At 48.3% G+C, this 19883-nt stretch carries 20 protein-coding genes; 14 read left to right on the top strand and 6 right to left on the bottom strand.

Annotation, left to right across the window (positions count from 1 at the left end):
• Positions 1 to 26 precede the first annotated feature (26 nt).
• Positions 27 to 428: a helix-turn-helix domain-containing protein gene (locus CHH60_RS24065; protein WP_095361523.1), complete on the bottom strand. Its 402-nt coding sequence runs from the start codon at positions 426 to 428 to the stop codon at positions 27 to 29.
• Between the two features lie 391 nt (positions 429 to 819).
• Between CHH60_RS24065 and CHH60_RS30120 the strand changes: the two genes are divergently transcribed.
• The 6 genes from CHH60_RS30120 to CHH60_RS24045 all read left to right on the top strand — a co-directional run bounded on the left by CHH60_RS30120 (position 820) and on the right by CHH60_RS24045 (position 5479).
• A complete protein-coding gene (locus CHH60_RS30120; RefSeq protein ID WP_192262833.1) occupies positions 820 to 924 on the top strand; it encodes a sporulation protein YjcZ in 105 nt (34 codons plus the stop codon).
• A gap of 50 nt (positions 925 to 974) precedes the next feature.
• A complete protein-coding gene (locus tag CHH60_RS30115; RefSeq protein ID WP_212677023.1) occupies positions 975 to 1079 on the top strand; it encodes a YjcZ family sporulation protein in 105 nt (34 codons plus the stop codon).
• 232 nt (positions 1080 to 1311) lie between these two features.
• A complete protein-coding gene (locus CHH60_RS30620) occupies positions 1312 to 1629 on the top strand; it encodes a hypothetical protein (protein ID WP_095361522.1) in 318 nt (105 codons plus the stop codon).
• 518 nt (positions 1630 to 2147) lie between these two features.
• Positions 2148 to 2744 (top strand): RNA polymerase sigma factor, encoded by a 597-nt coding sequence (locus CHH60_RS24055; RefSeq protein WP_095361521.1) that lies wholly within the window; start codon positions 2148 to 2150, stop codon positions 2742 to 2744.
• Positions 2741 to 3724, top strand: a complete 984-nt coding sequence (locus tag CHH60_RS24050) for an anti-sigma factor (protein ID WP_095361520.1) — start codon at positions 2741 to 2743, stop codon at positions 3722 to 3724. Before CHH60_RS24055 ends, CHH60_RS24050 begins: the two co-directional genes overlap by 4 nt.
• 231 nt (positions 3725 to 3955) lie before the next feature.
• On the top strand, positions 3956 to 5479 hold the full coding sequence (locus CHH60_RS24045; RefSeq protein WP_095361519.1) for an HD-GYP domain-containing protein: 1524 nt from the start codon (positions 3956 to 3958) through the stop codon (positions 5477 to 5479).
• Here CHH60_RS24045 and CHH60_RS24040 read toward each other — a convergent pair.
• On the bottom strand, positions 5472 to 6125 hold the full coding sequence (locus tag CHH60_RS24040; RefSeq protein WP_095361518.1) for a phosphatase PAP2 family protein: 654 nt from the start codon (positions 6123 to 6125) through the stop codon (positions 5472 to 5474). The two genes, CHH60_RS24045 and CHH60_RS24040, sit on opposite strands and share 8 nt — an antisense overlap.
• A 232-nt stretch (positions 6126 to 6357) precedes the next feature.
• Between CHH60_RS24040 and CHH60_RS24035 the strand changes: the two genes are divergently transcribed.
• The 4 genes from CHH60_RS24035 (at position 6358) to CHH60_RS24020 (ending at position 10292) form a co-directional block, all read left to right on the top strand.
• The gene (locus CHH60_RS24035; RefSeq protein WP_095361517.1) at positions 6358 to 7773 is read left to right on the top strand and encodes a sensor histidine kinase; all 1416 of its coding nucleotides are present in this window, start codon (positions 6358 to 6360) and stop codon (positions 7771 to 7773) included.
• A gap of 91 nt (positions 7774 to 7864) precedes the next feature.
• The gene (locus CHH60_RS24030) at positions 7865 to 9139 is read left to right on the top strand and encodes an MFS transporter (RefSeq protein WP_095361516.1); all 1275 of its coding nucleotides are present in this window, start codon (positions 7865 to 7867) and stop codon (positions 9137 to 9139) included.
• Between the two features lie 19 nt (positions 9140 to 9158).
• Entirely contained in the window at positions 9159 to 9845 is a 687-nt protein-coding gene (locus CHH60_RS24025) for an oxidoreductase (protein ID WP_255248070.1), read from the top strand.
• 72 nt (positions 9846 to 9917) lie between these two features.
• Positions 9918 to 10292, top strand: a complete 375-nt coding sequence (locus tag CHH60_RS24020; RefSeq protein ID WP_095291831.1) for a RidA family protein — start codon at positions 9918 to 9920, stop codon at positions 10290 to 10292.
• Positions 10293 to 10385: 93 nt separating this feature from the next.
• Here the strand turns inward: CHH60_RS24020 and CHH60_RS24015 are convergent, their stop codons facing one another.
• Positions 10386 to 11144 carry a tryptophan-rich sensory protein gene (locus tag CHH60_RS24015; RefSeq protein ID WP_095361514.1) on the bottom strand — a complete coding sequence of 253 codons (759 nt, stop codon included), beginning with the start codon at positions 11142 to 11144 and terminating at the stop codon, positions 10386 to 10388.
• A gap of 225 nt (positions 11145 to 11369) precedes the next feature.
• Between CHH60_RS24015 and CHH60_RS24010 the strand changes: the two genes are divergently transcribed.
• Positions 11370 to 12317 (top strand): arsenic resistance protein, encoded by a 948-nt coding sequence (locus tag CHH60_RS24010; protein WP_176476197.1) that lies wholly within the window; start codon positions 11370 to 11372, stop codon positions 12315 to 12317.
• Positions 12318 to 12326: 9 nt separating this feature from the next.
• Here the strand turns inward: CHH60_RS24010 and CHH60_RS24005 are convergent, their stop codons facing one another.
• From CHH60_RS24005 to CHH60_RS23995, 3 genes are read right to left on the bottom strand one after another with little or no spacing between them, the layout of a single operon-like run.
• The gene (locus CHH60_RS24005) at positions 12327 to 12812 is read right to left on the bottom strand and encodes an AAA family ATPase (RefSeq protein ID WP_095361512.1); all 486 of its coding nucleotides are present in this window, start codon (positions 12810 to 12812) and stop codon (positions 12327 to 12329) included.
• A gap of 4 nt (positions 12813 to 12816) precedes the next feature.
• Positions 12817 to 14451 carry a response regulator gene (locus CHH60_RS24000; protein WP_095361511.1) on the bottom strand — a complete coding sequence of 545 codons (1635 nt, stop codon included), beginning with the start codon at positions 14449 to 14451 and terminating at the stop codon, positions 12817 to 12819.
• A gap of 5 nt (positions 14452 to 14456) precedes the next feature.
• Positions 14457 to 16286 carry a cache domain-containing sensor histidine kinase gene (locus CHH60_RS23995; protein WP_095361510.1) on the bottom strand — a complete coding sequence of 610 codons (1830 nt, stop codon included), beginning with the start codon at positions 16284 to 16286 and terminating at the stop codon, positions 14457 to 14459.
• A 143-nt stretch (positions 16287 to 16429) separates the two neighbouring features.
• Between CHH60_RS23995 and CHH60_RS23990 the strand changes: the two genes are divergently transcribed.
• From CHH60_RS23990 to CHH60_RS23980, 3 genes are all read left to right on the top strand, one after another.
• Positions 16430 to 17311 carry a carbohydrate ABC transporter permease gene (locus CHH60_RS23990; RefSeq protein WP_095361509.1) on the top strand — a complete coding sequence of 294 codons (882 nt, stop codon included), beginning with the start codon at positions 16430 to 16432 and terminating at the stop codon, positions 17309 to 17311.
• Positions 17312 to 18148 (top strand): carbohydrate ABC transporter permease, encoded by an 837-nt coding sequence (locus tag CHH60_RS23985; protein WP_095361508.1) that lies wholly within the window; start codon positions 17312 to 17314, stop codon positions 18146 to 18148. It abuts the gene before it with no gap.
• 311 nt (positions 18149 to 18459) lie between these two features.
• Positions 18460 to 19761, top strand: coding sequence for an ABC transporter substrate-binding protein (locus CHH60_RS23980; RefSeq protein ID WP_095361507.1), 1302 nt, complete (start codon positions 18460 to 18462; stop codon positions 19759 to 19761).
• The last annotated feature ends 122 nt before the right edge of the window (positions 19762 to 19883 follow it).

Below are 19883 nucleotides of genomic sequence, written 5' to 3'. Positions count from 1 at the left end.
TGCTTCTCATCGGATGAGATTTTTTCTTAAGTCATCGTGTGTTTACGGTGCTCCAGAGTTGAGTTCTCGTAGTTACTCATAATAAAGTTGAAAAATTGCAGGGTTTCGTTTTTAAGCTGATCAGGTGCATCAAGAAAACTCTTTAAGAAGGTCTCATGTACAGGATCATCCAGATATGAAATGAATTCTTGATTCAGATTCCTTATCGGAGATGCTAATGACGACTCGGGAGTTAGACCGATAAGATAATCTGCACTGGTGTCCAAAGTCTTTACTAAACAACATAAAGCTTCAGGATCAGGTTTTCTGTGATTGGTTTCATACCGGGACAATTGGACTATGGTGAGATCCGTTTTTTCTGACAATTCCTTCTGTGAATACCCCTTCATTTCTCTTAAATATTTAATGCGCTCACCCAAAGTAGGCATAAAGACTCCTTTCCACATGAATAGTAAAATAATAACATTACTAAGTAAAAGAGAATATAAATTTACCAAAAAGGTAATTTTGGAACAATTAATCAACAGAACAACCTATAAATAATACCATTATGGCAATATTTGTGCATCCATTTTAAATGGATTTATGGAGTTAGTGCCACTATATAAACAATTAAGCTCAAACATGCGCATCCATCCAAAGAACTATGGTTTGTTGAAATATGCAATTTAGAGAACAGGGATCCGTATCTAAGTAGTTGTTAAATGAATTAAGGTGCTTATAAGGCTGTGGACACCAGCCCATTTTTGTCTAGAGCCCGGTCTGGGAAAGGACTTCTGCATATAGTGAACTGTACCTCAAATCAAAGGAGGGTTTTACATGAGTGGAGTTGTAGGTGGATACGGCGGAGCATGGACATCGACTGGTGCCATTTTGGTTCTCTTCATCTTGTTGGTCATCATCACTAAATCTTTCTGGGTATAATAGCATTTATTATCCCCACACACGAATTCTCTGGTAAAGGGGGGTTCTCCATGAGCGAAGTCGGAGGCGTAGGATACGGCGGTTGGACATCGACTGGAGCCATCTTGGTTCTGTTCATTCTCCTCGTCATCATCACTAAATCTTTCTGGGTGTAATATAGCGAACTCTGCCGGTTACCCGGCAGGGTTTTTTTAGGCTGTGGACAAGCTGGACAGGTGCTGGGATAGAAGAAGCATACAGAAACAGATTAAAAAAACACAGGTGAATATCCACGCCAGTCCAAGGCGAAAAGTGCCCATTTTATGCAAATGAGGGCCATAGCCCGGTCCAGCCGTAGGCAAAATACATAGCTTAGGGGTGTAGGCAAATGCTAAGGAGGAATGAACAATGAGCGAAGTTAAACCGAATTCACCGAACGGACAGGGACACGTATACGGACATATGGGAGGTCATGAAAACATGCAGGGTTACCCATACACAGGTCACGAAATGTACGGTTACGGATGTGGAACAATGCCGCTTGGATACGGATATGGATACGGGTACGGACACCACGCGAACCAGGCTCCAATGGTGCACGGTTATGGTTACAGCAAAGACTGTGGAACTTCTTATGGTCACGGTGGGGGAAGCTGGGGATCCATGGGTACCATTCTGGTGCTTTTCATCCTGCTCGTCATTATCTCCAAAACCATGTTCATCTAATTGAGAACTTTTCGAAGATCGGATCATTAAATTAAAAAATATGTAATCAGACATGGAAAAGCACCCGGAACCCAATTCCGGGTGCTTGGTTTGTGTATGTTTTCAATCTTCTCAAGAATAAGTGACTTCCAAAACAACAAAAGCCCTACCTCTCTTTTGTCCTTGCGGCTCCGATGACCGCGCCAGTGTGAATGGGAAAATCTTGTGAAACTCTGTTATACCGGGTTAATGTGATTCAGGTTCTTCAATCTCCATAGGTTGGTTGTACATATTCGCTGCGGTCGCAGCATGAAGAAAATATTCCGGGGTTAAAAGAAGATAGAAAATCAGTTGAGGTTTAATTCCAACTTTAAGAGTATACCACAGTCTGTAATTTTTTGCAAGATAAAGGAAGGGTGAAGTGTTTTGCGAGGAAAATTCATGAAAGGTTTTCAGATTTTTTCTTCCCTAAGGTAATCCTCTTCAAATGTTTTTTCGTAGGTTATAATGTTGAGGGAGATCAAGAAAGGGGCCCTCGCATGACTGAATCAATGGAGGACAGCAGGTTAATGCAACAGATCGCAGAGAGGGATGCATCTGCACTGGAGCTTTTATATGACCGCTATGAGCGGGCAGTGTATTCGTTTGCCTACCGGATCGTAGGTGATCCAATGACGGCAGAAGAAACGGTACAGGAACTGTTCCTGCGGGTCTGGAATAACGCAGAACGATACGAGGCCTCCCAGGGGAAGCTAACCACATGGATGTTTGCCATTACGCGAAACATTGCAGTGGATATGCTGAGGCGCAAATCGAAAGGTGCCGCGACAACAGCGTTAGAGAACGAATCTCTGGCAGCGTATGCCGATGAACAAACCAATACGGAACAAGAAGTGGAACGGAAGTGGGAAGGGACCCGAATCAGGGAAGCCTTGTCCCAATTGAATCGCGATCAGCAGCAGGTTATTGAATCTATATATTACGGGGGATTAACGCAGCAGGAAGTATCCAGCCGATTCGGGATACCGCTGGGTACGGTCAAGAGCCGGGTCAGGTTAGCAATGAAGCAGCTTCAGAAGCTGCTAGCCGATACTGAATTGCAGCCAGACGCGGGAAGGGAGGGCATACATCTATGATAGAACGACATGAAGAGTGGTCTGATCTGGCACCGATGTATGTGCTGGGCGGACTGGAAGCCGAGGAAGTGGAAGCATTTGAGGCACATATGGCTACGTGTGAAGCATGCCGCCAGGAAGTGAAGGAATTGCAGGAAGTTACCGGCTTCCTGCCACACGCGGCGGAACCAGTTGCCCCGCCGCCGGGTATGCGGGCACGTGTGCTGGGCAACGTGCTCGGCCACGCGCAGGAGAGCGCCGAGCCGAAGCCGGCGGCTGCTCCTGCGGAACCTGAAGCACCCGCGGTGCTTCAGGCAATCCCGGCGCCGCAGCATGCAGATGCGGCGCAGCCCGGGCCAGGCATACCGCCGAACACGGCGGTGCCCACAGCCCGGGCAGAAGAGGCTGCACAGGCACAGCCGTGGCAGCCGCAAGGGCGCGCGCGTGCACGCAGCAGCCGCGCCTGGCGCGTAGCCAGCGCCGGCCTTGCTGCGGCGGCGCTGGTGCTCGGCTTCTACGCTGCGCAGCTGCAGAGCCGAATCGATGCACTCACGCAGCAAGCTGCCGGCTCATCAGCTGCACAGGAGCAGCTCGCACAGGCACAGGCGCAGAATGAAAAGCTGCAGCAGCAGCTTGCGGCTGTGCAGGAGCCTTCGCGCTCCGTGCGCATGGGCGAGGCCGTGAAGCTTAGCCCTGCAGCACAGGACATCGTGGCGAATGGACTGGCGACCATTGTCATCGACGACAAGGGTACACATCTGGTTGTGCAGGCAGAAAACCTGCCTGATCTGGAAGGGAACGAAGCATTCCAGGTCTGGCTGATCAAGGGAGATACGCCTCAGAATGCCGGAACGTTCCTAAGCCATGATGGCATGGGTGCTGTGTACTATACTTTGGATTCAGTCAATGACTATGACACAGTTGCCATTACTCTGGAACCGGATGCGATGGGTGACCAGCCTCGCGGGACGATGATTCTGGCTGCCAAGATTGAAGGATAAATAGAACAAGTGATGATACGAGGCTGTTTCCAACGGGAAACAGTCTTTTTTTTGCTGGGAGCATGACTACAAATGGAGATATGCACATATTGTAATATGCCGGAGATGAATGATTGTGAAGATCATTAATTTTTTGACGTGGCTTGACCGATAAAAAATAAAGGCAATGCCCTGAATCTCCCCCTTACATTATCGGGAGAACTGGTTGCACATAGAGAGTGAGGGGTTTGGGTGGAGGTATACCGTTCATTTATCTTTCGTCTGGTGCGCAATTATCTGGTAGGCTCACTCGCAGCCGTATTTGTTGTTGGTACTGTGGTGATGGTCTCTACGCTGCAAATACCAAATGTTGAATATATGCGTTTGATTCTGATTGTGTTCATTTCCCTTTTGTTTATGCTCGTTGCCGAAGGCATTGCTTTCCGGGTTCAGCTTAGACCAATTAGACAATTTTTCGCTGGGGAGCATCACGAGCGGGCTGAATTGAGCCAAATGTATGAGGTTATTCACCATTTTCCGGGGCGAACCATTTACCGGATCATGGGACCACATCTGCTGGGATTTTCATTGCCAGCTGCCGGGTTAACCCTATGGATGCTTGCAGTGGGTTGGTTGGACTTCCCAACAAACTATGTTGCTGTAGCAGCGGCCTGTGCCATGTTGATTGCCATCATGCATGCGTTAATTGAATATTTTCTGACCGTTCGGGCGATCAGACCACTTCTGATGGAGGCGCGCCGCCGAGGTAAACAGCAATATGGCACCGAGCCGTCATTGGGAGGACGTGTGCTGGTATCCATTCAACGGAAATTTCAGCTGAGCACAGCCCTCATTGGACTATTTCCATTGTGTTTATTTTTCCTAGCTACGTTTATCAGGCTTCAGTATATGGATCAGGAATTTGCGAAAGAGTATATCCTGTGGGGAATCATCGTTGTTGTGTTGGGGGCGGGCTTTGCCCTGGTAGGCAGCTGGTTGCTGATCCGGGATGTGCGTGATCCGGTCGCAGAATTAACAAAAGAGATGAACCGAATTCAGGAAGGGGACCTGGGCAGAAGAGCACCCGACCTTTATGCGGATGAATTTTCGGCACTTATTTCCGGGTTTAATATGATGATTAATCGGCTGGAGATGAGGCAGGAACGTAATCGGCAGCTGCTGCAGAGTTATTTTTCCACGCTGGCTGCTGCACTGGATGCGAGGGATAAGTATACGGCCGGACATTCCATGCGGGTGGCCGAGTATTCACTCATGATCGGCAAACTGAGTGGTATGAGTGAGGAGCAAGCAGATTTGCTGTACAAATCTGCCCTTCTTCATGATATTGGTAAAATCGGAGTGCCTGATGAGGTTTTGCTCAAGGATGGGAAACTGAGTGAGGAAGAATTCGCAATCATTCAGACCCACCCGGTATTGGGCGAGAGCATTTTATTACAGATCGAACCGATGGATGCAATGGCTGATTTTTTGCCGGGTGTGCGGTCTCATCATGAACGTTACGATGGAAAAGGGTATCCGGATGGCAAAGCAGGCCTCGAAATTCCGCTCTTCGGGCGGATTATTGCCGTTGCGGATGCCTTTGATGCCATGACCTCGGATCGTCCATATCGTAACGGCATGAGTCATGAGAAAGCGCTATCTATCCTGGAAGAAGGAAAAGGGACCCAATGGGACCCTTATTTTGCAGGCTTGTTTATAGAAGAGTGGAGAAGGAAAGAGCATCTCCACGGTTCTTCGGAGCGAGGGGTCAGTTGATCCCCTCGGTCCACTTTGAATCTTTCCGGCGCCGCCGGTATAAGGACAGCCCGGTAATAATGGTGAAGATGCACTCACCAAGGATGATTGCGCCCAGAGCATCATAGATCACATGCTGCTTAATCAGCAGGGTAGATAGAACAATTAGTGTTGCCCCAGCTGCTACGAGTAGTTTGACATAACGGCGAATGCTCTGCACCGAGAGGACTGCTCGCATAACAAGATAGGAATGAAGTGCATGAATGCTTGGGAAGCAATTATAAGGGCGATCCTGGCTATAGAGCCATCCCAGGACGGATGCGCCGAGGCCCGTACCTGTGATTTCTGGTCTAGGAACACTGGTCTGAAAGTTGAAATAAATCAGATAACAGATCCAGACGCAGATGTTCATGGACAGCAGTACGCGATAATAGGTAAGTCTGTCTTTGGCACATAGGTATGCCAATACACCGAACACAAACGGGTACCAGCCCAGATAAGGAAGGGACATTCCGGGTACGAAAGGAATGAGCCGATCGATCGGTGAATTGAGCACTGCGAATCCGCGCTCAGGGCTGTTAAGAACATCATATAACAGTCCCATGACAGCCAGAGAAAGCATCAAGCTTAATGACAGCCAGTAGGATTTGCTTTTTAACGTTTGCACTACAACGTTTCTCCTTTCAATCCAAATCCGTCAAGGAAGTGGATCACAGCGATAAATTAAACAACACTATATTCTACTATGTTTCGAGCACAAATTGAATCCGAATTTGTGTATTTTTGTGTATTTTTTTGACGTGCCAAGAATGTCGAAGGCTGTATGGGCATGATATGATAGAAGTACATACGGACAAATGGTGTGTCTACGAACAAATCGGGGCAACAGGAGTGAGTGAATGCAATTTTCTAAGATGTTCGTATTAAATATGGGGATGCTCATCACCATAGCCTATCTGGCTAGTGTGTTCTATAAATACATTGTGATACGTGCATCCTCCAGATTTAAACAATGGAGCTCTGTACTGGTTCTTATTTTCGCAGGTTGGATTAGTACGGTATTTGGCTTTCAGTTAACCGATGAAGTGATTTTTGATCTCCGGTTTGTTCCATTAATCATTGCTGTTCTGACTTTCAGGCAGTCCTATAGTTTAATTATTATTGGTGTCGGGATCGGCTTGACCCGATTGACCTTTGGTATTAATGAAGCTACGCTCGCGGGTCTGGGTATCATGACCATCCTTGGAGTGGTATGTGCTGGGTTAAATATATGGATGAGACGCAGTGATTACAGACTCATTATCAAGGGTGTGCTGGTTATTGTCATCGTCAATGTCGTCAACAGCATCAATATTGCCCTGCTTGGTGTCGTTCCTCCAGCGTATTTTTTCTCCCATATTATGCCCTACACGCTTCCTACCGGTATTTTACTTAGTCTTATTTTTGCTTTTATCCTGCGGGACTTCCAGAATGAACGGAATCGAATTCTGCTTATTCAACGTACCAACCGCTTATTGTCTGTGCAGAAGGAAGAGCTGCAGAGCGCCAAAATTGTACTGGAAGAGCGCGCCAAGCAGTTGATGCTGGCTTCGCAGTACAAGTCTGAATTTCTCGCCAACATGTCGCATGAGCTGCGTACACCGCTCAACAGTGTGATTAACTTTGCCCAGATGATTAGTGAAAACAGCGAAACGATGGACCAGGAGGATATTGCTCGGTTTGCAGCGATGATAGACCAATCCGGCCAGGAACTGCTTACGTTGATTAACGATATTTTGGATTTGTCAAAAGTGGAGGCTGGGCGGCTTGATATCGTATATGAGGATATTAGTGTGTCGCAGCTCGTTGAAGACGTAATGAGTCACTTCCAGTTGGTGGCTGAGAAAAAAGGAATTCAACTGCTGATGGAGAAATCGCCTGACGCACCAGACACAATGTGGTCTGACCCACAGCGCGTGCAGCAAATTTTGCGTAATCTGATGTCCAATGCTATCAAGTTTACGCATAAAGGAGCTGTACATTTGACGGTGAGCACCGAACAGTGGGACGAGCCTGAACGTTCGGGGAAATGGCTGGTCTTCTCGGTTAAAGACACGGGAATCGGCATTCCTGCAGATAAGCACCACTCCATTTTCGAAGCTTTCCAGCAAGCAGATGGGTCGATCAGCCGCAAATTTGGCGGCACAGGACTTGGCCTGTCCATCAGTCGGGATTTGGCGCGTTTGCTGGACGGATCAATCCAGCTTGAAAGTGTTGAAGGCAAGGGAAGTACCTTCCGGCTTTACCTTCCTCTAAACCATGAAAAAATGAGTTGACAACCATCTTGCTGGGAGTAGAATTTGTGGTGATAACTAGCATCGGCCGGCAGTCAAAACCCGGTCTAAGGAGTGTATCCCCATACAGAAGATGGTCAAAGTTAACCCTCCCTCGTTTGCTGGCAAACGTCGCAAGGGTTCGACACAACGCATCAACTTATCGATCGCAACATGGGAGGGTGTACCGGCAATTATATTGCAAACATTGCTGGGTGGACCATTCTTAACGGGATTTCTGCTGTATCTTGGGGCCGGGTCAAGACACATTGGTTTTGTACTCGCCATAACCACGTTTGTGAATATCGCCCAGATTGGAGCAGCCTTCTGGATGCAGCGTATTCGCAGTCGGAAACGCATGCTGCTGTTATTCGTTGGGCTACATCGCATATTGTGGAGTGCGACCGGATTAATTCCCTTCCTCTTCCCCAAAGAGTGGTGGGTAGGCGTTTATGTTGGAATGTACACGGTTGCATTCATATCCAATACCATCGGGGGCATGATCTGGACCTCTCTGATTGGGGACATCGTACATGCCAAAGTGAGGGGACGTTATTTCGGCATTCGGAATACAATCCTGAATGCACTTGGAAGCGTATGTTTGTTTGTGGGAGGTATCGTTTTGGACCGTTTTCCGGGCGAGATGGGGTTCCTGATTCTGTTTATTCCGGTATGGATCTGTGCGATAGCGAATATCGTTATTTATTTCTTTTATCCGGATGTTCCCTTTGAACGTTCGACCGAGACGATTTTCTGGCGGATGCTGAAGAAGCCGTTTCAGGATCGGTCTTTTCTGAAGGCTGCCCTATTTCTGGCGGTTTGGTTATGGATTCAGACTCTGATTGTTCCGCTGTATTCTTATGTGATGCTTGACTTGCTTAACATTAATTATCAGATGGTTTCTCTCATTACGGTGGTACAGACCATCGTCATGATGGCCGGATTCTATATTTGGGGTAATCTCAACGCACGATTCAGCAACAAAACCTTATTATTTTGGACATTGCCGATCATCGCACTCTCCTGTCTGTCCTGGGGTTTAATGTCGTTTATGCCCGTTTTGATTGCACTCTTTATGTCTCATATCTTTCTTGGTATCGGTGTCGGAGGGTTTAACCAGCTGGCCTTCAACTTTACGATCGGAGATACGCCCAAAAGTGAAAGACCGATGTTCGTCGCCGTCTACTCAGCCTTAACGGGGGTAACGTCGTTCCTCGGACCGCTGATTGGCGGTTGGTTGTATGAGAAAATGGAAGAATGGCCGGAGACGCTAAATTGGATGGCTGCCTATGGGTTTCAGGTAGGTATTGGTGTCGCCATGCTGCTTCTTGCTTTTACGCTGGGACGCCGGGTGCTTCTGAAATCGTAATCACAGGTGAAATGGAGGGATGAGTATGGAAATTAGCGGGCGAAAGGCCGTTGTGATCGGGGCCACAGGTCTGGTGGGCAGCTTGCTCGTCCATCGTTTGCTTCGGCAACCCGAATATGGATTAGTTCGTATTCTGGTCAGGAAGCGACTGGAACTTGAGCATCCCAAGCTTGAACAATATGTGGTGGATTGGGATCAACTGGGGGACGTCAAGGATTTGTTTCACCATATGGATGACTTATACTGCTGTTTGGGCACGACGATCAAAAAAGCAGGCAGTCAGGAAAATTTCCGCAAGGTCGATCTTCACTATCCGGTAGAAGCAGCCAAACTTGCGAACGAGCAAGGGGTGTCCCAGATGCTGGTGATTTCCTCCATGGGGGCGAATGCGGCCTCGCGAGTGTTTTATAGTCGAACCAAAGGGGAGATGGAGCAAGCTCTATCCTCGGTTGGTTTCCGCTCTTTGCATATCTTCAGACCATCTCTGATCTTGGGTGACCGCGGTGAAAAACGTGTTGGGGAACAGCTTGCCGCCCACCTGATGACGTTCATGGATCGCTGGTTGAAGGGGAAAGCTGCCAAGTACCGTGCGGTACATGCTTCAACCATCGCCAGGGCTATGATTAATATTGCGCTTGTCAGGGCCAAAGGCAACCATGTCTACTCCAATGAAGTGATTCATGCACTTGGAACAGAGAATTCCTGAGATGTTTCTTGCCAAGAGAAGATCATGATATAATAGGCTTCAAAACTTGAGAACATGAAGGAGAACCAGCCCATGAAAAAACCAATTTCTACAGATCAGGCTCCAGGTGCTATCGGTCCATACAGCCAGGCTGTTGCTGCAGGTGATTTTGTCTACACATCTGGTCAGCTTGGCCTGAATCCCCAAACGGGAGAGTTTGGCGCAGATGTTCAGGAACAGACCCGCTTGTCCTTAAGTAACGTAAAAGCAATTTTGGAAGCGGCAGGCACAAGCATGGATAAAGTCGTAAAAACGACTGTATTCCTGAAAGACATGAACGATTTTGTTCCTGTGAATGAGGTATACAGCACATTTTTCGAACAGCCTTACCCGGCACGCAGTGCGGTTGAAGTAGCTCGTTTGCCGAAGGATGCGCTTGTGGAGATCGAAGTTATCGCTCTGAAATAGAACGGGAACATCCTTTTCTGAGTGTTACAATACATAAAAAGCCGATTCCGAATGAGTTGACCGGAATCGGCTTTTTTTCAACGACGTTTACAATTAATCACGGTCTTGGTTACGGGCGAAGAAGAGATATACGGCATAGATCGCAAGCAAGATTGCAAGGATAATCGCCGTATAATAGACAGAGGAAACATCCTTCTGTTTAAGGGCGATGGCAATGTATGCCCATGTAAAGACAAGAGGGTAGATGCTGTCCCGATAAGGGAAGCTCACCAGTACAGCTAGCACAAGACCTACAATCAGCATGATGATCGTCCAGGTAGGTTCGCTGATACCGAAACCATCCCAGCCGATTTTGTATAATAGAACAGCCGCGTTAATAATGGTCGCCACACTGACCCAACCGAGATAGATGCTGAAGGGCAACTTAACCAGCCAAATCTCTGCCGTTGTTGGGAGGGTAATGGCACGCGTTTTGAGATACAGCATGATCAGGCACAGCAGAAGCAATACAATAATAAGCAGGGCAAGGCCTGTCTGAAGATTTTGAAAAGCGAAGATCCAAGCTACGTTAAAGACGCAGCTTGCCAGAAACCAGTAACCGAGCCGGGTGATGGAATCCCTTTTAAACGATGACGGGAGAAACTGATAAACTACGAAGCCTGCAAGCAGCAGATAGATCAATCCCCAGATGGAGAAGGCGTACCCTGAAGGTGTAAGCAGCACGGGATACATATCGGATACTTCCTTGTTGGTCCTCCCGCCGATGGGTAGAGAATTCGACAGGTAGTTTACAACGATAACTGCGATAAAGCCAATCGCATTTAACCATTTGTACGGATTGTTACGAGACATTGTACATCCTCCTTGGTTTACAAAAGAATAAATGAACCGCGGGTCAGTCTACAATGAATATACCCAATTCTTCCACATTCTAATAAGAGGCCGCAAAAAATTCACAGGATGCGTGATGGATGAGCAGTATTTTCTACTCCCTGATTCATGCTCTGTCCAATGTACGCGTAATGAAAGAGGAATATGCCCGAATAAGGAGGATGAAGTTTGCTTACAAGAGAGACGATGGAGAAGCAACAAACCTGGTTCTATATCGTTGCACTGCTTATTGGTGCAGCCATTGGCCTGGGAAACGCTGAATGGGGATCGGCTTTGCATGGCGCAGTTTCACCCGTGCTGGCCATTTTGCTATACAGTATGTTTACACAGATTCCTTTTTTGCAGTTGAAACAATCATTATCCAACCTCAGGTTTATCGGTGCTGTACTAACGGCCAATTTTGTCATTGTACCTGTGATCGTATCGCTGCTGACGTGGATATTCCCACAATCGCCTGCGGTTCTTATCGGCGTGTACCTGGTGCTGCTAACCCCATGCATCGATTATGTCATTGTTTTTACCCAGCTTGGACGCGGAAATGAAAAGCTTATGCTGGCTGTAACGCCAATCTTGTTCGTGGTGCAAATGGTATTACTGCCTTTGTATTTGTGGTTACTGACCGGGGAAGAGGCAGCCCAGCTGATGAAAGTGGGGCCGTTCGTAGAAGCATTCCTGGTGCTCATTGTTATACCATTAATCCTGGCAATCCTTACTCAAGTGTTGTCGAGGGGGAGAGTAGTTGGGGAAAAGCTGATGGGTGCAGCAGCCTGGCTGCCAGTTCCGATGATGGCACTGGCGTTAATTGTGGTGGTTGCGTCGCAGATTGGCAAGGTGTACTCAGACTTTGCTATTGTCGTGAATGCCATACCTGTATATGTGTCTTTTTTGATATTGATGCCATTTCTGTCCCGCTTGGTGGCGCTTCTGTTCCGATTGGACATCGGTGCCGGACGTGCGCTGATCTTCAGCTCGGCCACCCGCAATTCGCTCGTCGTGCTGCCGCTGGCGCTTGCACTCCCGGAAGAATGGGCTACAATTGCTGCTGCAGCCATCGTAACCCAAACCATTGTCGAATTAGCGGGAGAGTTAATCTACATTCGTTTGGTGCCTTCATTTTTCATTAAAGATAAATGAGATAATCATTTAGGTTGTGCTTCGCTTACAAGGTGAGGCAGCTATACGCTCAAGCTCGTCGGTCACTTCCTCTATGGATTTGCGCGTGTTGATCTCAAACGTAGATCCGGCACGCAGCAGTGGCTCTACCGTATGCACATAATGAATAATTTCTTCTCGTTCAGCCATGGTCTTCCCGTAAGGATTATTCTCACGAGAAGATATTCGTTCCAAGATAACTTCAAGTGGCGCACTTAATAAGACAATTGCATCAAAGAGGGGGTAAAATTTGCCTTGGTTAGAAACTGTACCTGAAATAAATAGCGCTCCTTCGTTATGCCCTGCAAGAAGTGCCGTGATCCGTTCTTCATTCCATAACCAACCGGTGCTATCTGTGTGCTCGCTCCATTCCCCATAATCGGTGTCCACCACACGATACCCTTTTCTGGCCAGTTCGACCAAAGCTGTTGACTTTCCCGTACCAGACATTCCTGTAATCAAAATCAGCCTTTTCATTTTACTAGGTATTCGCCTCCGTTAACGTTTTACGATATTCTCCGGGGGTTAAGCCTTCCATCTTTTTAAACACTTTGCTGAAGTACTTCTCGTCCTGGTATCCAACCATTTCTGAAATTTTTACGATTCGTAGTGAAGGGTTCTGGAGGAGCAGTTTGGCATTGTTGATTCGCAGTTTCCCCAGATATTCGGACCAGTTCAAACCGAACTGCTGCTTGAATTTGCGAGATATATACTCTCGGCTGAGATAGAACCGTGCAGCGATCTGCTGCAGGGACAGATCCTCTTGATAATGGGCATCTGTGTAGCGCGCAATATCGGTCATCGGATCAGAATGGGTATTGGGTTGAAAAGTAAGAGCTTTCCCCGCTGCCAGCAGTCGCTGTTCCAGCAGAGACCGAAGCAGAGGCAAGGACAGCAGCCCTTCGGAATCCAGTGGTAATTCCGCAAAGGGGATAGACTGTTCCTCCACCGCATCCTCATCGCTTGCTGGCGGAGAGTCTGCCGCATCATCAAGCCACCGCCCAAGGATCCATTCCAGTTCTTCCATCCACTGATGAACCTGTTCGGCGGAGATGATCTGAAGCTGCGTTATGGGCTCGATCCACTCTGCCACAGCAGTGGTTACACTGGAAGCACGCCCACTCATTGAGGCAAGCCGCATGGATTCTTCATAAGCATTTAAACGTAAACCTTTATTACTCCCTGAGGAAGTCTCTAGGGAATCGTGGAATCTTTGAGTGTTCTGGAGCGTATTGCGCCTCCATAACCGAAGGCTGGCTTCATGATAGGCAGCCGCGATTCCGGAAGGATAGGATTCGCACGCGGAGACACCAAAGTGAAGCCGGCGCTGAATGGTTTGCTGCAATCCATCGTTTATCTTCTCAAGCAAAGGGCGAAGAGCAGTACAGCTTCCCCAGTGCAATATTACGATCTCATCAGGCTGATCCAAGTGGCGGAATGCTACGCCTTCCTCAGGTGTGGATAACATCTCGGCGCAAATATTCAGAACAGAGAATACAAGCAGATCGGGATGGCTGCGGTATTTGGCCAGACATTCTGCGTCCAAATGGGACAGGCTGGTGACAGCAATATTGCAATTTCCAGCCTTCACTGGAAGATTCAGCTCATCCCGCAGCCGCTGAATTTGAGCTTGACCATTGCCGCGTCCAGCGACAAGCTCTGTCAGCAGCCTGTCATGATAGTGGGGTCGCATGCGGTTAACCACAATGGACTGGCGTGCTGCCTGCATACGAGCGGATTCTTCTTCCTGCCAGGCGCGCACGGCTTTGGATAGGGAAGCATTCAGCTCATCCGCTTCTACGGGCTTGAGCAGATAATCCATGCCCCCGTAGCGAATCGCATGCCGGACAAGCTCAAAATCGTCATACCCACTGATAACCAGTACCTTGCTCTGCGGAGCGTGAACCGATATCCATTCGAGCAGGGCCATGCCATCCTGACCGGGCATGCGCATGTCACTAAGAACAATCTCCGGTTGGTGGGCTGAGATCGCTGCTGCCGCTTCATGGCCGTCTGCGGCTTCGAGGAGGGTATCTATCCCCAGGTCATCCCAATGCCCAAGCAGCCGGATCGCGTCGCGGACGTGCTTTTCATCATCAACAATAAGTGCTTTCATGTTGTTCACTCCCCCGCGTAAATGTTGAGCTTAATCATGACACCGTGTGGTTCCAGATTGCTGATCTCCAGCGTAGCCGTATGCTCCGGCGGCGAGTTCAGTTGGAGCCTGCGCATCACATTCCGTAGGCCGATGGATTCCGATGGGTCGGAATCCTGAGCGGCAAGTCCGGAAGAGGTGTGAATCAGACTTAGCCATCCCTGAATCTCGGACAACTTCCCCTCGGGTATGGGAGGTCCGTTATTCTCCAGTTGAATTTCAATCCAGTGGTCAGATGTCCTGCGACTGCTTATGCGAATGAATCCTTTACCCGGCTGAACATCCGCACCATGCTTGAAATAATTCTCAATCAATGGCTGCAGGGTCATTCTCGGCAGTTCGGTGCGTAACGTATCTTCGGCAAAATCAAGCTGTACCTCAAGGCGGTCGCCAAACCGCTCCTGTTGAAGTTCCAGATACAACCTTGCATGCTCGGCTTCCTCTCGCAAGGTGACACGAGTTTGGTCCCGCATGCTGTAACGCAGCATTTTGGAGAGGGAAGAGAGGAGTACGTACACCCGCTGCCCTTGATGCTGGAGGGCGAGTGTGCCTATGGACTGCAGTGTATTGTATAGAAAATGTGGATGGATCTGCGCCTGCAATGCTTTGAGCTGGTTGGTTTTGTTGGCAATCTCCAGTCGGTATTCTCGTAAAATCAGATTGTTTACCGTATCCATCATATCCCGGAAATGACGCGCAAGTACTCCAATCTCATCCTGGCTCTTAAGCCGAATGTCCACATGCAGACGTCCCGCCTGAATCTGATTCATATACCGCATTAATTGCTTGAGTGGTCCGGTAATGCGGATCGAGATGAACAGGGTAGCCACGATAACGAGTAGAAGCGCTGCAATGGCAATCATGGCATTATTCCATGTCAGTGTGGTAGCCCTGGCATATAGCGTCTCATTCGGAATTTGTTTGATGATCGTCCAGTCGGCGAAGGTGCTTCCCATTTGTTGATAGACATACATGGAATGCTCTTGTTCAAAATGTCCTGCAGCGGTGCTGCTTGTTCCCGTTCCGGTCCGTGCTGCATCAAGCTCCCTGGATGCTTCCTGCCTTAATTGATCTGTTCCACTGATCTCAGAACGACCTTGGTATATGATCTGATTCTGACCATCCACGACATAGATTTGTTCCTTCTCCGGATCGTACAGCCTGCTGCAGATGGCTGCAATGGTATTCATGTTCAGGTCTATGGCGAGTACCCCCAGGCGCTCGGTTGAGGGCACATCCTTGATTACACGATGTAATGTAATTACTGTTCGTGCAGGATCATCGGCGGAAGCCGCCTTGAAGCCGTAAGTATGACTCATATGCGCTGATTCTACCCATATATCCGGACTCTCACCACCTGTTTTTCCATGGAGGGCGTCGGAATAGGCCTGTTTGCGTTCCTCCCGCTTTGGAAAAGGACTCATAATTAAGGTAGATTGATTGGCTGCAAACGAGTGCAAATAGAGCTGGAACACATCCGGTACAGCTGAGCGAATGGTCTGCAGCGTTGTATACACCTCGGCTACAGCGCGATAATCCCCAGGGATTTTTGCCAGATTACGCAGGAAATTAGGGTCACTGTATACGGCAAGTGATGCTCGGGCCACATTATCCACATAGTTGTTGAGGTTGGTGGATGCCTGATAGATGAGACGTTTGTTCTCGGCAACGGCCTGCTCGCGCAGGGCTGTTTTGGTCTGGATGAATGACATGCTGATGGAAGCCAGCAGGGGAAGTGTGGTGGCTATGAGCATGAAAGCGATTAACTTGGTGCGAATGCTGTAGTATTTTGACATCGGGACACCCCTTCTGGTTGCAGGATAAGAGAGGACAATATTTTACACCCAACTGTTCACGAGGGTCAGTGTTTCCAACCGGAATATTGGGGTTTAATAGAAAAAGAGACCAATTCCATCCATCTATAGAAGGGGAGAACGATATGAAGCATCGCAAATCTTCGCAGCTGTTACAGCAGCTGGTGTTCGTGGGTCCCTCCATCGTGTTCTTTATTCTCATCATCGTGGTCCCTTTCCTGCTGGGAATGTATTACTCCTTTACAGATTGGAACGGGGTGTCAGAGAATATCAATTGGGTAGGGTTCGACAACTTTCTTCATATTTTTGCGAATGATCCCAAGTTCCAAACAGCGTTCTGGTTCACGGTACGTTTTACAGTGGTTGGTGTAGTATTAACCAATATCATCGGTTTTTTCCTGGCGTACTTCCTGACCAAACCGCTTAAGACGAGAAACATTCTGCGCACGATCTTTTTTATGCCTAACGTGATTGGTGGACTGTTGCTCGGCTTTATCTGGCAGTTCATATTTGTGAAAGGGTTTTCAGCAGTTGGTGACGTGACCGGCTGGTCCTTCTTCAACCTCCCTTGGCTGGGAGACGAGCCGACCGCCTTCTGGGGAATCGTCATTGTATTTGTCTGGCAGACCGCAGGCTATCTGATGGTCATCTACATCTCGTCCCTGACCAATGTGTCGCCGGATCTGCTGGAAGCTGCTGAAATTGATGGAGCAAGCCGCTGGCAGGTACTGCGGAGCATCATTCTACCGCTCATTATGCCTGGGGTAACGATCTGTCTGTTCCTGGCGATCTCCTGGTCATTCAAAATGTTTGATCTCAATCTGTCACTGACCAAAGGTGGACCGTTTGGATCAACGGAGTCCGTTGCACTCAACATTTACAACGAGGCATTCGTGAACAACCGTTACGGCATTGGTACGGCAAAAGCACTCATTTTCTTCGTAATCGTTGCGATCATTACGATGATTCAGGTCCGTCTGACGAAGAGCAAGGAGGTAGAGGCATAGATGGAAACGACGAAAAACTATCGCTTCGGTACGATCATAACCGAGATCATCATGGTACTGATTGGACTGCTGTTCCTGGTTCCGTTCTACTTCCTGTTTGTCAATTCGGTCAAAACATTTGGTGACCTGCTTACCAATTCGGCAGCATGGCCGGAAGTCTTTCAATGGGGCAACTATGCAAACGCCTGGGAGAAAATCAACTTTCCTTCGGCACTGATGAACTCACTTATCGTTACAGTAGTCAGCAACCTGCTGCTTGTACTGATCAGCTCGATGGCTGCATACCGAATGGTTCGCAGTGATACCCGCTTCAACCGGATTCTGTTCGGCATGTTCATTGCCGCCATGGTGATTCCGTTCCAGTCTATCATGATTCCGCTCGTTACGGTAACCAGTAATCTTGGGCTGATCGACAGTCTGGGAGGATTAATCATCTGTTATCTCGGATTTGGTGCACCCATGTCGGTGTTCCTGTTCCACGGGTTCGTTAAATCGGTCCCGGTTGAGATTGAAGAAGCCGCCCGGGTGGATGGCAGCTCTGTATATGGAGTGTTCTTCCGGATTGTATTCCCGCTGATGAAGCCGATGTATGTCACGGTCATTATCCTGAACACACTCTGGATCTGGAATGACTATCTGCTTCCGTCCCTCATCTTGCAAAGCTCCAACCTGCGTACGATCCCGATTGCGACCTTTGCGCTATTCGGTCAATATACGAAGCAATGGGATCTGGCACTGCCTGCCCTTGTGCTGGGCATCATGCCAATAATTATCTTCTTCCTGCTGATGCAGAAGTACATTATTCAGGGTATTACTGCTGGATCAGTTAAGGGGTAGGTGCGAGAGTAGGTCGCTCCGGGACCATGTTGCGCTTTCGATCGCTGTTGCTCCCCGGTGGCCAGGATAAATTGAGACAAGGAAGCCACCGGGTATCAAAGGCGAACGCTTCGCTTCTCCATCGCATCATGCTCCCTCCGCTCCACCTCGCATGGAGGTGCAGGGGAGAAGGCACCCGCATGGCTTGGGCACCTTCTCGGAGGCAAGCGTAAGTAAGAAAAGCTATGAAAGACAAGGGTCAAGAAGAGAACATTATGAAATGAAGAGTAAGGAAGCGGCCAAACAGAAACTACTATAGGGAGAGTGTATATATGAAAAGAATGACAAAGTTGACGTTGCTCATGCTGATTGCTTTTTCGGTAATGCTCGCAGGTTGTGGCAACGGGGACAAAAGCGGTAGTCCGGTGAATACAGATGCTCAAACGGGCGGAGGAGAGGCTGCTGCAGGGGACAAAACCATCAAAATCTTTCAATTCAAAGTCGAAATTGCGGAAGCGCTTAACCGCCTTAAGGCAGAGTATGAATCCTCGCATCCAGGCATCAAGCTGGATATTCAGACCGTTGGTGGCGGCAGTGACTACGGTGCAGCACTGAAAGCCAAGTTTGCCGCAGGCGAACAGCCGGACATTTTCAACGTTGGCGGATACCGCGAACTGGACACTTGGCTTGAATATCTGGAAGACCTGTCAAATGAAGCTTGGACGAAGGACGTGCTTGAGGTAGCCAAAGAGCCAATGACCAAAGATGGTAAACTCTATGGACAGCCGCTGGCACTGGAAGGCTACGGATTCATTTATAACAAAGACCTTTTTGAAAAGGCAGGCATTACTGAAATTCCAACAACATTGGAACAGTTGGATCAGGCAGCTCAGAAACTTCAGGCAGCCGGCATTACACCGTTTTCGAACGGATATCAGGAGTGGTGGGTGCTTGGCAATCATAACGTAAACGTTGCATTTGCGAATCAGGCAGATCCGGTAAAATTCATTCAAGGCCTTAATGAAGGTACAGAGAAAATTCCGGGCAACCAAGTGTTCACAGACTGGATGAACCTGCTCGATTTAACGCTGAAATACAGCAACAAAAACCCGCTTACTACCGACTACAATACACAGGTAACCCTGTTTGCAAGCGGGGAAGCAGCGATGATGCAGCAAGGGAACTGGACACAAGTGCAGATTGATGGAATCAACCCCGACCTGAATCTCGGTATTCTGCCAATGCCAATTACGAATGAACCGAATGATAAATTGTTTGTAGGCGTACCTAACTATTGGGTTGTAAACAAAAACTCGCAAGTGAAGCCGGAAGCGAAGGAATTCCTGGAATGGCTCGTGACATCGGATATCGGGAAACAGTACATGACCAAAGAGTTCAAATTTATCCCGGCGTTCAGCTCCATCCAGGCCTCGGAAGAGGATTTGGGCGATCTGGCGACAGAGATCATGAAGTACAGTCAGGAAAACAAAACGTTAAGCTGGAACTTCAACCGCTTCCCGGAAGGTGTTCCACAGGAATATGGAAGCACCATCCAAGCATATGTGGCAGGCAAATCGGATAAAGCCGGATTGCTTGATGCTTTGCAGCAAAACTGGGACAGTCTGAAAAAGTAAAAATTTCAGAATGACGTTTATACGTAAGTGGAATAGGAGATGGACCAGTATCACTAAATGTTATCCACAGAAAACAATATCCACAGGCCATCTAATCCTGTTCGACAATTCACTACAATGAC

The sequence above is a fragment of the Paenibacillus sp. 7523-1 genome (genome assembly GCF_002276415.1).
Classification (GTDB): Bacteria; Bacillota; Bacilli; order Paenibacillales; family Paenibacillaceae; genus Paenibacillus; species Paenibacillus illinoisensis_A.
Note: the sequence above shows the minus strand (reverse complement) of the source record. Positions and strands in the feature narration are given on the sequence as shown.